Raw genomic sequence first — 14,974 nt, 5'->3', positions numbered from 1 at the left:
CCTCAGCCGCTGTCGATCAGGCCGCGGCGCCGGGCCACGGCGGCCGCCTCGGTGCGGCTGGCGGCGCCGAGCTTGGCCAGGATGTTAGAGACGTGCACGCTCGCGGTCTTGGTGCTGATCACCAACGCCGCGGCGACTTCGCCGTTGCTCCGGCCCTCGGCGACCAGGGTCAGCACCTGCCGCTCCCGCGGGGTCAGCACCGAGACCGCCGAGGCCGTCCGAGCGATCCCGTCGAGCTCGGCCAGCAGCGGCGCGGCGCCGAGCCGGTTCGCCGTCGACCGCGCGGAGTCGGCCAACTGCTGGGCCCGGGATCGGTCACCCGACGCGTGCAGCAGGGCGGCCAACCGAGCCTCGGAGCGGGCCAGCTCGAAGAGGTTCGGATAGGCCCGGAAACCTTCCAGCGTGGCCTCCCAGGCGGTGATCAACTCCGCGAACTCCGGCCGGTCGATCCCGGCGAGCCAGCGCAACCGCAGCGTCTCGGCCGCCAGCCGGGCCAGCCAGGCCCGGGTCTCCAGACCCTGCACGCCGGGATGCCGACCCATCCCGGTCAACGGCACGGCTCGCTCGGCCAGGCCCACGAGGTGCGCGACCAAGGCGCCGCGATCGGCCGGGTCGACCGCGTCGAGCCGGTTCGCGTACTGGCCGATCAGTTGCGCGGCCAGGCGGATCCGGCCCTGGAAGTCCGGCACCCGCCAGACCTCGGCCACCGCCGCGACGGCCTCGTCGTGGAACCGTTCGGCGGCGACCGGGTCGCCGTTGTTGCCGTACCACTCGATCGCCGCGGTGCAGGCGAGCATGATCACGTGGCCGTTGCCGGCCCAGCCCGACCGCGACGCGGCGAGCAACGGTCCGGCGTCCCCACCGCGGGCGGCCACGACGGTCACGGCGACCGCCGTCAACGCCGCCCGCGCCGGCTCCGGCGGCGCTTCGTTGGCGCAGTCGCTCAACGCGAGCACGGCGTCCCAGTCGCCCTGCTGGAACGCCACGATCCCCGCGTGGGTCCGGGCCTCGAGCGGGAACGGGGAATACCGCAGCCCGAGCTCGGCACCGCGGCGGGTGCATTCCTCGTAGCGGGCCCGGGCCTCGACCAGATCGCCCTCGTCCAACGCCATCCCGCCCAGGTTGTGCAGCGCCCGCAGCTCGGCCGGGTCGTGATGGCGGCGGGCCAGCAGGACGGCCTCCCGCAGCAGCTCCCGCATCCCTTTCGGATCACCGTCCTTGGCGGCAATCCACGACTGAGCGGTCCGGATCGCGACCAGCGCGTCCGGCAGCTCGAACGCGGCCGCCTGCTCGGCCGCCGCCTCGGCCAGGGCCATGGCCTCGTCGTCGTGATACTCGGTCGCCATCGCGAGCACGTGCGCGGCGAGCACCCGGGTCCGGAACACGCTCGGCTCCGGCGGCACCAGGCTCAGCGCCTCCGTGGTGGCCGCGGCGACCTCGACCGGATGATCGGTCTGCATCCCGACGCCGGCCAGGGCGAGCAGCAGCCCGGCCCGGTCGAGCGGTGCCAGGTCGGCGGCCTCGAGCGCGGCACGGACGATCACCCAGGCCCGATGGAACTGCCCGGCCGCCAGCGCGCACTCGCTGGCCCGGACCGCGAGCTCGGCGGCGTTGGCGGCGGCGCCGGGCTCGGCGGCCAACCGCAGCGCGACCTCGTAGTGCCGCAGCGCCTCGGCCGGACCGGCCGCGGCCACCGACGCCTCCGCGGCCCGGATGCTGGCCGGCAGGGCCAGTTCATGATCACCGGCGGCCAGCGCGTGCCGGGCCAGCTCGGCGTCGTTCGCGGCCCCGACGGCCGGATCGGTCAGCGCCGTCAGGTACGCGCGGTGCAGCCGGGTCCGCTCGCCCGGCAACAGATCCCGGCGGATCGCCTCGGCCAGCAGCGAATGCCGGAACGTGAACCGATCCTCCTCGCCGGCCACCAGCAGCCGGGACTGGGTCGCCTCCCGCAGCGCCGGATCGAGCTCCTCGGCCGGCAGAGCGGTGACCCGGCCGAGCAGGGCGTAGTCGACCGGGTGCCCGGCCACCGACAGCGCCCGCGCCACCCGCTGCCCGACCGGCCCGAGCCGCTCCAACCGCAGCAGCAACACCGCGGCCAGATCATCGGGCAGGCCGGACCCCTCGCCGCCCGCGTTGAGCAACTCCTCGACGAAGAAGGCGTTGCCGCCGGACCACGAGATCAACTGCCGGAACCCCTCCTCGGACAGCGCACCGGGCGCCGCCGCGCGCGGCTCCAGGGTGGCCACCAGCTCCCGTACCGCAGCCTCGGACAGCGGTTCGAGCTCGAGCCGGCCGACCGCGCGCAACCGGACCCAGCTGGCCAGCACCGGCCGCAACGGATGATCGCGAACCAGGTCGTCGCTGCGGTACGACACCACGATCGACACCGGGGCCGGGCAGGGTCGGGCGAGCAGATAGCTGATCAACTCCAGACTCGACTGGTCGGCCCAGTGCGCGTCCTCGATGATCACCAGCAGCGGCTGCTCCCGGGCGGACTCGTTGAGCACCGACCAGACACTCTCGATCAGCGCGCCCCGGTTGGGCCGGTGGCCCGCGTCGCCGGTGCGGTCCAGCAACGGCGCCAGCCCGGGATGCTCGGCCAGCAGCCGTTGTTGCGCCGTGAGCCGATCGGAGCCGCCGGCCTCGGCCAGGGCCGCCATGATCTCCAGGAACGGCAGGTACGGCAGCGGACTGTCGGCCAGGTCGACGCAGTGCCCGACCAGCACCCGCCGGCCGCGCCGGCCGGCCAGCTCGGCGAACTCGGCCAGCAGCCTGGTCTTGCCGATCCCGGCATCGCCGGACAGCACGCCGATCCCCGACCCGGCCTCGGCCGCGTTCAGGCCGGCGAGGTCGGCCAGCCGGTCCAACTCCGCGGTGCGTCCGATCAGCGGTGCCATGCGCCCCATCATGACAAGTCCGCGGTGCCGCTCCCGGGAAAAGCCGGTGCTGGTGCCAGCCTTCGTCGATAGTGTCCCCGTCCGTGATCAGCACTCCGACCGACGACGAGCTGCTCGCCCTGGTGGCTCGGCACTGGTCGATCGGGCCGGCCCGGTTGACGGGGCCGCAGCGCGGGACGAACAACCTGACCCGGATCGTCACCACCGACCGGGCGGTCGGCGTGCTGCGGGTCTACCGGAACCTTGATCAGGAACGGGTCGCCCGGGAGCACCGACTGCTGGCCCGGCTGGCTTCGGCCGGGCTGCCGTACCGGATCCCGCGGCCGGTGCCGACCGGCTCCGGCGCGACCCTGGTCGCGTCGCCGTGGGGCGCGATCAGCCTGAGCGACTGGATCGACGGCCGCCGGCCGGACCTGGAGCGGCCGGGCGCCGCTCGCGCGGCCGGGCGGGCCCTGGCCCGGCTCGACCTGGCCCTCGCCGCGGTGCCCGAGCCGGACGCTCCGTTCGACTGGCTCGGCCCCGATATCGGGCGGGCGACGATCGATCCCGGGCTGGTGACGGCGCTGGCCGACGCCGGGTTGCCCGGTGCTCAGGTCGCGTGGCTCCGGCAGCGGACCGGGCCGCCGGCCCGGCCGGCCGAGCTGCCGGTGCAGATCATCCACTGCGATTTCGGCGCCTCCAACCTGCTCGTCACCGACGACGATCAGCTCAGCGGCGTGCTCGACTTCGAGGTCGCCGGTCGTGACCTGAGGATCAACGACCTGGCGATAACCCTGTTCCAGAGCGGTCTGCTGGACGGCCCGGACTGGCCGGCCCGGACGGCCGAGCTGCTGATCGGCTACGCCGAGGTGATCACTCCCGACCCGGCCGAGATCATGATCATCCCGTCCTTGATCGCCGCCCGCGCGCTCGGCACCGTCGGTTGGCGCGCCACTCGCTGGCGTACCGGATTGGACACCCTGGCCGAGGTCTCGGACCGGATCACCGAGGCCCAACAAACCGAACACTGGCTCACCCACCACCGCTCCGACCTCCTCGCACTACTACACCACCACCTCACCCCCTCCTCCCCCTCCTCCCCGCCGACTTGTCAGAACTGAGTGGCGCTATGGCACAACTCAGTTCTGACAAGTCGGCGGTGGGGGGCTGGGACCGGTTACCCTCGACCGGGTGAGTCGCAGCGTCTATGTCGCCTCGGTCGAGGGGCAGACCGGCAAGTCGGCGGTCGCCCTCGGTCTGCTCGATGCGTTGATCCGGGAGGTCGGGTCGGTCGGGGTGTTCCGGCCGCTGATCAGTACGGCCGGCCGGGGCCGGGACGTGATCCTCGATCTGCTGGTCAGCCGGCCCGGGATCGAGCAGACGTACGACGAAGCGGTCGGGATCACCTACGAGACGGCGCGGGCCGATCCCGAGGAGGCGCTGCACCAGATCGTGCAGCGGTTCGCCGAGCTGCGGGAGCGGTTCGACGAGGTGCTGGTGCTCGGCTCGGACTACACCGACATCACCGCGGCGACCGAGCTCTCGCTGAACGCCAGGATCGCCGCCAACCTGGGCGCCCCGGTGGTGCTGGTGGTGCACGGCCGGGACCGGACGCCGGAGCAGATCCGGGCCGCGGCCGACGGGGCGCTGGCCGAGTTCCGGGCCCAGCACGCGCAGGCGGTCGCGGTGATCGCCAACCGGGTCGACCCGGCGGCGCTGGCCGAGGTCGTCGCCGCGCTGGGTGATCGGCCCGACGGTGAGCAGCGGCGACCGGTGGTCGCGGCGCTGCCGGAGAGCCCGACCCTGTCCGCGCCGACGGTACGGATGCTGGCCGACGCGGTCGGGGGCCGGCTGGTGCAGGGCGTCGACGGCTGGCTGGACCGGGAGTCGCACGGCATGATCGTCGCCGCGATGAGTCTGCCCAACGTGCTGGACCGGCTCACCCCGGACGCGACGGTGATCACCGCCAGCGACCGGGCCGACCTGATCCCCGGCCTGGTGCTGGCGCATCAGTCCGGCACCTTCCCGCCGCTGGCCGGGATCGTGCTCACCGGCGGCTATCCGCTGCCGGACTCGATCCGCCGGCTGGCCGCCGGCATCGAGCAGGACCTGCCGGTGGTGCTGACCGAGCTCGGCACGTTTCAGACCGCCGAGCGGCTGTCCCGGGTCCGCGGGCCGCTGACCCGGCAGTCGGCGAACAAGATCGAGACCGCGCGCCGGCTGTTCGCCGAGAACGTCGATCAGGCCGCCCTGTTGAGCGCGATCGACGTGTCGGCCTCGGCGGTGCGGACGCCGATCATGTTCGAGCACCAGGTGATGGAACGGGCCCGGTCGCAGCGGATGCACATCGTGCTGCCGGAGAGCACCGACGACCGGATCCTCGAGGCGGCGTCGATCATCCTGCGCCGCGGCGTGGCCGAGGTGACCCTGCTCGGCGACGCGACCAAGATCACCTCCCGGGCGTCCGGCCTCGGGCTGCACCTGGACGACGCCAAGATCATCTCACCGCACGACCCGGAGCTGACCGAGCGGTTCGCGGCGACCTACGCCGAGGCGCGGGCGCACAAGGGGATGACGCTGGAGAAGGCGCGCGAGGTGATCACCGACGGCGCCTACTTCGGCACCATGATGGTGCATCTCGGGCTGGCCGACGGCATGGTGTCCGGCGCGATCAACACCACCGCGCACACGATCCGGCCGGCGCTGGAGTTCGTCAAGACCCGGCCCGGGGTCGACGTGGTGTCCAGCGTGTTCCTGATGTGCCTGGCCGATCGGGTGCTGGTCTACGGCGACTGCGCCGTGATCCCCGAGCCGACCGTCGACCAGCTGGCCGACATCGCGATCGCGTCGGCCGATACCGCGCGCCAGTTCGACGTCGAGCCGCGGGTGGCGATGCTGTCGTACTCGACCGGGAGCTCCGGCACCGGCTCCGAGGTGGACCGGGTCCGGGCCGCGACCGAACTCGTCGCGGCGCGGGAGCCGGAGCTGCCGCTGGAGGGGCCGATCCAGTACGACGCCGCGATCGATCCCGGGGTCGCGGCCAAGAAGCTGCCCGACTCCGACGTGGCCGGGCGGGCCACCGTGTTCATCTTCCCGGACCTGAACACCGGCAACAACACCTACAAGGCGGTGCAGCGCAGCGCCGGGGCGGTGGCCGTCGGGCCGGTGCTGCAGGGCCTGAAGAAGCCGGTCAATGATCTTTCCCGAGGTGCGACCGTGGACGACATCGTCAACACCGTGGCGATCACCGCGATCCAGGCCCAGGCGGTGGCCCGATGAGCGGTCGCCCCGTGCTGGTGATCAACTCGGGCTCCTCGTCGGTCAAATACCGGCTGATCGTCCCCGGCTCCGGCGAGGTGCTGGCCGACGGCACCATCGAGCAGATCGGCGAGTCCGGCGGCGAGGTCAGCCATCAGGTGGGCGACGAGACTCACACCGGTGATCATCAAGCGGCCGACATCGGCGCGGCGCTGCAGTTGATCACCGAGCAGTTCGCCGAGCACGGGCCGGATCTCGATCACGCCGACCTGCTCGCCGTCGGGCACCGGGTGGTGCACGGCGGCCCGGACTTCTCCGATCCGACCATGATCACCGACGACGTGCTGGCCGCCATCCGCGACCTGTCCGGCCTGGCCCCGCTGCACAACCCGTCGGCTCTGGCCGGGATCGAGGCGGCCCGGGAGCGCTTCGCCGACGTGCCGCATGTCGCCGTCTTCGACACAGCCTTCTTCGCCGACCTGCCCGACGTGGCGAGGACGTACGCCATCCCGCGCGGGCTGGCCGAGCGGCACCGGATCCGCCGGTACGGCTTCCACGGCACCTCACACCAGTACGTCGCCGAGGTGGGCCGGGGCCTGCAGCCCGGCGCCGAGCCGGACCAACCGCTGCGCCAGCTCACCTTCCATCTGGGCAACGGCTGCTCGGCCGCGGCGATCAGCGGCGGCCGGCCGATGGAGACGTCGATGGGACTGACTCCGCTGCAGGGTCTGGTGATGGGCACCCGGTCCGGCGACGTCGATCCGGGCCTGCCCGGCTATCTGGCCCGCGAGGCCGGTCTCACCCCGGACGCCGTGGACACCCTGCTGAACAAGGAATCCGGGCTGAAGGGCCTGGCCGGCGCCAACGACTTCCGCGAGGTGCTGCGGCTGCGAGCCGCCGGCGAGGACGGCGCCCGGCTGGCCTTCGACGTCTACGTGCACCGGATCAGGCACTACCTCGGCGCCTACCTGGCCATCCTCGGCGGCCTCGACCAGGTGATCTTCACCGGCGGCGTCGGCGAGAACAGCGCCGACCTCCGCGAGGCCGCCGTCGCCGGTCTGTCCGGGCTCGGCCTGGTCCTTGATCAGGAGCTCAACCGCGCCGACTCCGATCAAGCCCGCGTGATCTCCGCGGCCGACTCCCCGGTCGCCGTCCTCGTCGTACCCACCGACGAAGAACTGGCCATCGCCCGCCAGACCGCCGACCTGGTCGGCCCCCCGACGTCGCGGTGATCATCCGATCGTCACGGCCGGGCACTTGCGTCGTGGCCGACGGCGAGTCGGAGATCGTACGGCGATCCCTGATCGAGGGCGTACACCGGCTGGATCCGCGACCTCGCCACCGAACCCCTGCCCGAGGGTCGTGGCCGTGGATCCGGATCGATCAGCAACTGGTGCGGGACCATCGGGCGACCTACCGGCTGGCCCGTTCACCCCGCGGGGGCTGAAAGCCGGATGCGTTGGGCCAGCCGCGCCAGCTCGGAGCGAGACAGCGAAGCCAGGCGTCGTTGCTGCCAACCCCGCAGCAGCGGGTCTTCGCGGAGGGCCCGGAGCCGAGCGGTGGCCCGTCCCCGGCCCAGCCCTGGGGATCGCAGGAAGTCCTTGAGGCGAACCCCGCCGCGGTGCCGGATCACCTCGACCAGCAGCATGATCACCGGATCGGTAACGGCGTGGGGGCGGAGCCGGAGCCAGGCGGCCGGGACCTTGATCGGCGGGGTGAAGGCCGAACCAGGGATTCGGTCGAGAACCGTTGGCTCGAAGGATGTCCCGACCTCGAGGCTGACGATCGAGTAGTGATCATCAGTCGGGACGGCCGTTGCCGCCGCGGCCCAACGGGCACCCGTGCAGAGGTACGCGGCCCGGAGTCCGGGCAGCGAACGGGCGAGGGCGATCACGTGCTGCAGCGCGGAGAACGGCGGGTTCGCGATGATCAAGGTGACATCGTCAAGATCTCCGGCAGCAAGATCCTGGATCCGGACCGGCCGGAGATCAACACCCGGCCGACCGGTGAGGCGCGACCGGCAGCGCGGATCGGGCTCGACCGCGATCACGCCCCGCGGCCGTCGCCGCTGGATCGCGGCGGTCAGCACGCCGGTGCCGGCACCGAGATCCAGCACCACATCGGTGGCGGCGATCTCGATCCGGTCCACCAAGGCGCGGGCCGAGGCCGGGGCAAGCAGATGTTGATCAAGATTGGGGTCAGGCAGGAAGGATGACGGATCAGGGCGTGCGGACATGAGGGCTCCGGGGGCAAGGGACCAGCGGAGCCGTTGCGGTGCTGGGATCCCGACCCCGCAACGGAGTCGAGGTGCCGGGATGCAGAGGACCGGGGGAGGCGTCCGATGGAACACGTGTGGTTGACGTGAGACCACAGCGACGCCGGCGGGGCGCGCGGAACCGCCGGTGCGCACTCGGCGCACCTGTCTGGCGGTACCTATCGGGCCGGCCGGCCCTCGTTAGCGCGTCGCATGATCCGCTCCTGCTTTCCGGAGGTGGGACGCTTCCACCCTAGGGAGCGGGCCGTCGGCACTCCACCGAATATCCCCCGACCGTTTCTCTACCTGTGGCGAGTTCCGCGATCCCGACCCGAACGTTTCTCGACCGGGGTCAACCTCCGCGACCCTGGGCCAGACCGGGCGCATACACCTCCCGACCACCCGCACCCCCAGCCCCGGAGTTGAACGTTTCTCTACCTGTGGCGAGTTTCGTGCGCGGATCGGCCCTGCATCGCCCCATTTCTCTACCTTCCGCACACCAAAGGCCGGGCCGGCCGCACATTTCTCGACCGGGGTCGACTTCCGTGCACCACCCGGCCGCGCGGATCTGAACGGTTCTCCACCAGGGCCGAGCTTGCCCGGATCCGGGGGTCAGCCGAGGCGGGCGACAGTGGCCCGGACCAGGCTCGTGACGCGGCCGGCCATGCCGGGGCCGTCGACGGGGGCGCGGCCGGCGACCTGGAGCGGAATGAAGTCGGGCCAGAACGGGCTGAAGCCGAGCAGCCGGCGCAGGTCGTCCCGCGGATCCACCTCGACGCCGGCCTCGGTGCCGCGTTCGTCCTCGGCGATGAGCTGTGGCGCGGGGATGTCGTGATGGGCCGAGGGCGGTGAGCCCCGCCACTTCTCGGGTCACCAGCCCGTCGGACCTTGGCGACTTCGCACCCGTATGTTTCTCGACCGGGGTCGACTTTCGGGCACCACCAGGCCGGACCGGGCGTACGTTTCTCGACCGGAGTCGACTCCGCTCAGCACCCGGACCCTGGGCCGAGCGCCTGCTCGGCCCAACGATGGGCCTGCCCGCCGGCTGGCTGGCACCCCCTTGCCCATCGGCCCCGGCTCAGCATGGCCCCGACCATCTGGGATACCGGGGAAGATGCGGCCGGGACTGACCGGTCGGTTCTTCCCCGATCGCCGAAAGACCCGGCACCGGGGTCAGCGCAGGGAGCGGTCGAGGTTGGTGTGTTCGAGGATCAGTTGGCAGAACATCGCGTTGGCCCAGGAGAACCAGGGCCGGGTGAACCGGCTCGGGTCGTCCACGTCGAAGCCTTCGTGCATCAGGCCGGTGCCGCCGTCGGTGTCGATCAACAACTCGATCAGTCGCCGCTGCTCGTCGGCGTCGTCCGTCGTCAGCCCCTGCACCGACAGGGCGATCGGCCAGACGTAGCGGTCCGGCGTGTGCGGGCTGCCGATCCCGGAAGCGGCGGAACCCTCGTAGTAGTAGGGATTCTCCGGGCTCAGCACCAGCGCGCGGGTGGCCCGGTAGACCGGGTCGTCGGCGTCGACACAACCGAGCCAGGGCAGCGACAGCAGGCTCGGCATGTTGGCGTCGTCCATCAGCAGCGTGCCGCCGAGGCCGTCCACCTCGTAGGCGTACACGTCACCGTGATCGGGATGCCGGACGATGCCGTGCCGACGCACCCCGTCGGCCAGGTCGTCGGCCAGCGCGGTCGCGTCCCGGGCCAGCTCCTGATCTTGGAGCAGCTCGGTGGCCAGCTCGGCCAGGTGCCGCAGGGCCGTGACGGCGAAGAGGTTCCCGGGCACGTTGTAGTTGTAGCGACAGGCGTCGTCGCTGGGCCGGAAGCCCGACCAGGTCATCCCGGTGAACCCGACCGGGGCGCCGAGCCCGTCCCGGGCCAGGGTCTCGCTCGCCAGCCCGACGTCCCGGACGAAGCGGTACGTCGACCGCGACTCATGATCTTGCTCCAGTCGCAGCTGATCGACGATCACCCGGGCCGCGGCGGCGAAATCGCCGGCCACGACATCGTCCCGACCGGTGGTCTTCCAGAAGCGATGGGCCAGCCACAGCGGGAAGGCGAAGCTGTCGATCTCGTACTTCTGCTCCCAGATCCACGGGTCGTCGCACAGGTCGCCGGGATGTCCACCACCCGTGGCCGCGCGGTTGAAGGCGTTCGCGTAGGAGTCGACCAAGATCAGCCGGAACTGGGTGCCGATCACGCCGGCGATCAGCTCGGCCATCGGAGCATGATCACGAGCGATGCCGAGATAGGGCGCGAGCTGGGCCGACGAGTCGCGCAGCCACATCGCCGGGATGTCGCCGGTGATCACGAACGGCCGGGCCTGCTCGTCGGTCTGGATCGTGGTCTCGATGGTGTTGCCGAAGCTGCGCCGGAACGCCTGCCCGATCCGGTCGCTGCCGGTGCGCTCGGTCACCGCAGCGGTCAGGTCGTCGAGCAGTGCTGCGGGCAGCGCGTCGGTGAGCAAGTTCGCAGTCACCAACCCAGCTTGGTGTAAATCCATCGTTTTGTCATATTCGCCGACCGCTCCGTGGGACGAAGCCGGGGTCATCCCTGATTGCACGAGAACTGATGCACGACTTATCGTGCAGTCATGGACGAGCTCGCCGACCTGGCCGCGCTGAAGGTGCTGGCCAACCCGCTGCGGCAGCGCATCCTGCACATCCTCAGCCGGGTCGGCGAGGCCACCTCGACCACGCTGGCCAAGGAGCTGGGGGTGACCACCGGCGGCACCAGCTACAACCTCCGGGTGCTGGCCGAGCACGGGTTCATCGAGGAGGTGCCGGACCCGCCGAATCGGCGCGAGCGCTGGTGGCGACCTGGTCACCGCGGGCTGCGATTCCCGCGGCAGAGTGAACAGAGCGAGGAGATGCAGACCCTGCTGGACGGACTCAACGAGCAGTGGCTCGGCGAGGATCTGGCGGCGTTCGCCGCGTTCCAACGGGCCCGGCCGGAGCTCGGCGAGTGGGCAGATGCGCTGCCGTACTCCCGCGGCTCCCTCGACCTCGGCCTGGATCAGCTGGCGCAGTTCTTCGAGGACTACCTGGCTCTGCTCTACCGCTATCGGGAGCGTCCCACGGAGCCCGGCGCGCGGCGCGTTCTGCTCCGCTTCGTCGCGTTCCCGGAGGTCACCGACGACGGCTGACCTCGAGGATTTGGCCGTGGCCGTCGAGCTGGCACTCGACGGCCACGAGAGACGTACCACCACGCCAACCGGCGTGTGCACGCAGCACATCCCTACCGAAAGGACAGCAGCCATGCTGCTCGAACGCAACCTGATCGCCCCGCTGCCCCCGGCCGAGCCGCCAGCGGCGTCGACTCCGAGCCGGGCTCGCTGGATCGTCCTCGCCCTCGGCGGCGTCCTCTACCTGCTGGCCGTGCACGGCCAGTGGGATGTCCCGATCGCGGCCTGGCTGGCCGGGGTCTTCCTGCTCCGCTTCACCCGGGCCAGCCGGCCCTGGGCCGGCTTCGCCGTCGTGGCCGGGGTGACGGCGGTCGGCGTCGCCTACTACCTGTTCCAGGCCGGGATGCAGGTGTTCGGGCCGATGCTGCTGCTGTGTGTGCCGCTCGGCCTCGGCTTCGTGCTGCCGTACCTGATCGATCGGCTGATCAGCCCGCGACTGCGCCGGCCGCTGCCGCGCAGCCTGGTCTTTCCGCTGGCGATCGTGGCCGCCGAGTACGTGATCGCGACGGCCACTCCGATCGGCAGCGCCCTCAGCTCGCTCGCCGTCACCCAGCACGAGAATCTGCCGCTGCTCCAGCTCACGGCGATCACCGGCAGCTACGGGGTCAGCTTCCTGGTCGCCTGGTTCGCCTCGGTCGTCAACCAGCTCTGGGAGCACGGGCTCTTCGACGGGGGTGCGGGCCGGCCGACCAAGATCGTCGCGCTCACCTTCGCCGGGGTGCTGGCGCTGGTGATCATCGGCGGCACGGCCCGGCTCGCCTTCTTCGCCCCGAGTGCGGAGACGGCCCGGGTGGCCGGCGTCACCTGGTCGAAGTCGATCAACGACCGGGCCGACTCCGAACTGGATCGGTATGAGTCGATGCTGGAAGCGGCCCAGACCGACCCAGCTGTGGTGCGGCGCAGCTTCGCCATGATCAACAATGACCTGCTCGCGTCGACCGAACGGGAGGCCCGGGCCGGCGCGGAACTCGTGGTCTGGCCGGAGGCCGGCGCGGCGGTGCTCGAGGCCGATCGGGCCGCCTTCCTGGAGCAGGTCGGTGCGCTGGCGGCCCGGACCGGGAGCTACGTCGAGGTCGGGCTCGGGGTGATCACCGAGGCACCGCCGCACAGCCGGAACGAGGCGATCTTGATCGACCCGACCGGGGCCGTGCTGTGGACGTACCAGAAGGCGCATCCGGTGCCGTTCCTGGATTCGACCATCCCGGGCGATGGCGTGGTGCCGAAGATCGCAACGCCGCTGGGCCGGATCGCCAACGTGATCTGCTTCGACGCCGACTTTCCCACCCTGATGCGGCAACCGGACGTCGACCTGATGCTGGTCCCGTCCAACGACTGGCTCGGCTTCGGCCAGACGCACACCGAAAAGATCACCCTGCGCGCGATCGAGAACGGCTACTCGGTGGTCCGGCAGGACAGCAACGGCCTGTCCCGGATCATCGATCCGCAGGGCCGCACGCTGGCCCAGTCGGACTTCTTCACGACCGAGCAGCAGACCGTGGTGGCCGACGTGCCGATCACCGGTAGCCGGACGATCTACGGTGCGATCGGCGACGTGTTCGCCTGGCTCTGTCTGGCGGCCCTGGCCGTACTCGTCGCCGGAGGTGTGATCGGCCGGCGCCGTGGAGTCGCCGGTTAGGGTGTCGGCCATGGCGACTGCTCTGATCACCGGCGGCACCTCTGGCATCGGCGCGGCGTTCGCCCGGGCGCTGGCCGCCCGCGGCAACGACCTGGTGCTGGTCGCCCGGAACCGGGAACGGCTGGAGCAGACGGCGGCCGAACTGGCCGATCGCTACGCCGTCTCGGTGGAGGTGCTGCCGGCCGATCTCTCGGTCCGCGCGGACGTGCTGCGGGTGGTCGAGCGGCTGACTGATCCGGACCAGCCGATCGACCTGCTGATCAACAACGCCGGCTTCGGCATCCACACCAAGCTCACCGCGGCCGACCTGTCGGCGCACGAGCACGCGATGACGGTGATGTGCGGGGCGGTGCTGCTGCTCGGCGGCGCCGCCGGCCGGGTGATGGCCGAGCGCGGTCACGGACAGATCATCAACGTGTCCAGCACCGCCGGCTTCGTGCTGCTCGGCAACTACTCGGCGATCAAGGCCTGGGTCACCGCCTATTCGGAGAGCCTGGCGGTCGAGCTGGCCGGCACCGGCGTGACGGTCACCGCGCTGCTGCCGGGCTGGGTGCGGACCGAGTTCCACGAGCGGGCCGATCTGAAGACGTCCAAGATCCCCGGCCCACTGTGGCTGGACGCCGATCGGGTGGTCGAGGAGTGCCTGGTCGACGTCGCCCGCGGCCGCGCCGTCTCGCTGCCCTCGAAGCGCTACAAGCTCCTGATCTTCTTCGCCCGCCACCTCCCTCGCCGCGCCATCGCCGTGATCTCGGCCCGGATCTCCTCCGGCCGCCGCTGACCCGCGACCCCACTGGGCCGAACGCGGCAGTTGCACGCATCCGCGGCAGTTGCAGCTGCCGCGGATGCGCCGAACTGCCGCGTTTGTGGTCTATTGGGGCCATGGGTCTGGGGGGCAGAGGTCGTTTCGGTTCAGCGGTCCGGGGTGCACAGGTTCAGTAAGGAGGCCGCGGGGTCGATCGACTTGATCGAGATCGAGCTGCCGACCAAGCCGCACTTCCCGCTCACCACCGTCTGAGCGCCTTCCTGACCAGGCGGGATAACAGAATCGGGGCGGCCGGAATACAGTGGACCCCGTGCCGAGCACCAGCAGCTACACCTCACCGGTCCGCGCGGGGGCGCGGTTCGTGACTCAGCGGCTGATGATGAAGCCGCTGGTCTGGTCGATCACCGACGTCACCGTGCTGGGCCGGGAACGGCTCCGCGGCGTCGACCCTCCGGTGGTGGTCGTCTCCAACCACAGCAGCCACCTCGACACCCCGCTGATCCTGGGTTCGCTGCCGCGCCGGCTGTCCCGGTTGATCGCGACCGGTGCGGCGGTCGACTACTTCTTCGACGTGAAATGGCGCAGCTTCGTCACCTCGCTGTTCTTCAACCTGTTCCCGATCGACCGCAGCGGCCTGCGCGGCAAGCGGGGCATGGCGACCACCCTGCTGGACAAGGGCGTGCCGCTGTTGATCTATCCGGAGGGCACCCGGTCGCGGACCGGTGAGATGGCGCCGTTCAAGGCCGGGCCGGCGGCGCTGTGCATCAGCCGCGACGTGGCCTGCCTGCCGATCGGCCTGGTCGGGGCACACGAGGCGATGCCGTACGGCAAGAATTGGCCGGTACGGGGCCGGCCGCCGGTGTACGTCAACCTCGGTGCACCGCTGCGGGCCGAGGAGGACGAGAAGGTGCCGGAGTTCGCGGCCCGGATGGCCAAGGAGGTCCGGTCGCTGGTCGACGAGGCCACCCAGTACCGCGCGGATGATCAAGGTCGGAACCGCGGCTGAC

At 71.3% G+C, this 14,974-nt stretch carries 11 protein-coding genes; 7 read left to right on the top strand and 4 right to left on the bottom strand.

The features are described from left to right. Positions 1-2: 2 nt before the first annotated feature. Positions 3-2,897, bottom strand: a complete 2,895-nt coding sequence (locus tag FNH24_RS32405; protein ID WP_161605976.1) for a helix-turn-helix transcriptional regulator — start codon at positions 2,895-2,897, stop codon at positions 3-5. A gap of 83 nt (positions 2,898-2,980) precedes the next feature. On the opposite strand from FNH24_RS32405, the gene FNH24_RS03935 reads away from it, so the two are divergent. From FNH24_RS03935 to FNH24_RS03925, 3 genes are all read left to right on the top strand, one after another. Further along, positions 2,981-3,997, top strand: a complete 1,017-nt coding sequence (locus FNH24_RS03935; protein WP_161605975.1) for a phosphotransferase enzyme family protein — start codon at positions 2,981-2,983, stop codon at positions 3,995-3,997. Between the two features lie 70 nt (positions 3,998-4,067). After that, positions 4,068-6,155 (top strand): phosphate acetyltransferase, encoded by a 2,088-nt coding sequence (pta, locus tag FNH24_RS03930; protein WP_152360847.1) that lies wholly within the window; start codon positions 4,068-4,070, stop codon positions 6,153-6,155. Continuing rightward, positions 6,152-7,366 (top strand): acetate/propionate family kinase, encoded by a 1,215-nt coding sequence (locus FNH24_RS03925; RefSeq protein WP_152360846.1) that lies wholly within the window; start codon positions 6,152-6,154, stop codon positions 7,364-7,366. Before pta ends, FNH24_RS03925 begins: the two co-directional genes overlap by 4 nt. A gap of 197 nt (positions 7,367-7,563) precedes the next feature. On the opposite strand, the gene FNH24_RS03920 is transcribed toward FNH24_RS03925, so the two are convergent. The 3 genes from FNH24_RS03920 to FNH24_RS03915 form a co-directional block, all read right to left on the bottom strand. Further along, positions 7,564-8,370: an rRNA adenine N-6-methyltransferase family protein gene (locus FNH24_RS03920; RefSeq protein ID WP_152360845.1), complete on the bottom strand. Its 807-nt coding sequence runs from the start codon at positions 8,368-8,370 to the stop codon at positions 7,564-7,566. A gap of 630 nt (positions 8,371-9,000) precedes the next feature. Beyond that, positions 9,001-9,159 carry a hypothetical protein gene (locus FNH24_RS31335; protein WP_161605974.1) on the bottom strand — a complete coding sequence of 53 codons (159 nt, stop codon included), beginning with the start codon at positions 9,157-9,159 and terminating at the stop codon, positions 9,001-9,003. 402 nt (positions 9,160-9,561) lie between these two features. Beyond that, on the bottom strand, positions 9,562-10,863 hold the full coding sequence (locus tag FNH24_RS03915) for a glycoside hydrolase family 125 protein (protein ID WP_217428030.1): 1,302 nt from the start codon (positions 10,861-10,863) through the stop codon (positions 9,562-9,564). Positions 10,864-10,977: 114 nt separating this feature from the next. Between FNH24_RS03915 and FNH24_RS03910 the strand changes: the two genes are divergently transcribed. The 4 genes from FNH24_RS03910 (at position 10,978) to FNH24_RS03895 (ending at position 14,973) form a co-directional block, all read left to right on the top strand. Then, the gene (locus FNH24_RS03910; RefSeq protein ID WP_152360843.1) at positions 10,978-11,529 is read left to right on the top strand and encodes a winged helix-turn-helix domain-containing protein; all 552 of its coding nucleotides are present in this window, start codon (positions 10,978-10,980) and stop codon (positions 11,527-11,529) included. 112 nt (positions 11,530-11,641) lie between these two features. After that, positions 11,642-13,204, top strand: coding sequence for an apolipoprotein N-acyltransferase (locus FNH24_RS03905; protein WP_152360842.1), 1,563 nt, complete (start codon positions 11,642-11,644; stop codon positions 13,202-13,204). A 10-nt stretch (positions 13,205-13,214) separates the two neighbouring features. Next, on the top strand, positions 13,215-13,982 hold the full coding sequence (locus tag FNH24_RS03900; RefSeq protein ID WP_152360841.1) for an SDR family NAD(P)-dependent oxidoreductase: 768 nt from the start codon (positions 13,215-13,217) through the stop codon (positions 13,980-13,982). 295 nt (positions 13,983-14,277) lie between these two features. After that, positions 14,278-14,973, top strand: coding sequence for a lysophospholipid acyltransferase family protein (locus FNH24_RS03895; protein ID WP_246186739.1), 696 nt, complete (start codon positions 14,278-14,280; stop codon positions 14,971-14,973). Position 14,974 lies beyond the last annotated feature (1 nt).

It is taken from the genome of Microlunatus speluncae (assembly GCF_009299835.1).
Lineage (GTDB): Bacteria > Actinomycetota > Actinomycetes > Propionibacteriales > Propionibacteriaceae > Microlunatus > Microlunatus speluncae.
This window is presented reverse-complemented; position numbering and strand designations above follow the sequence as displayed.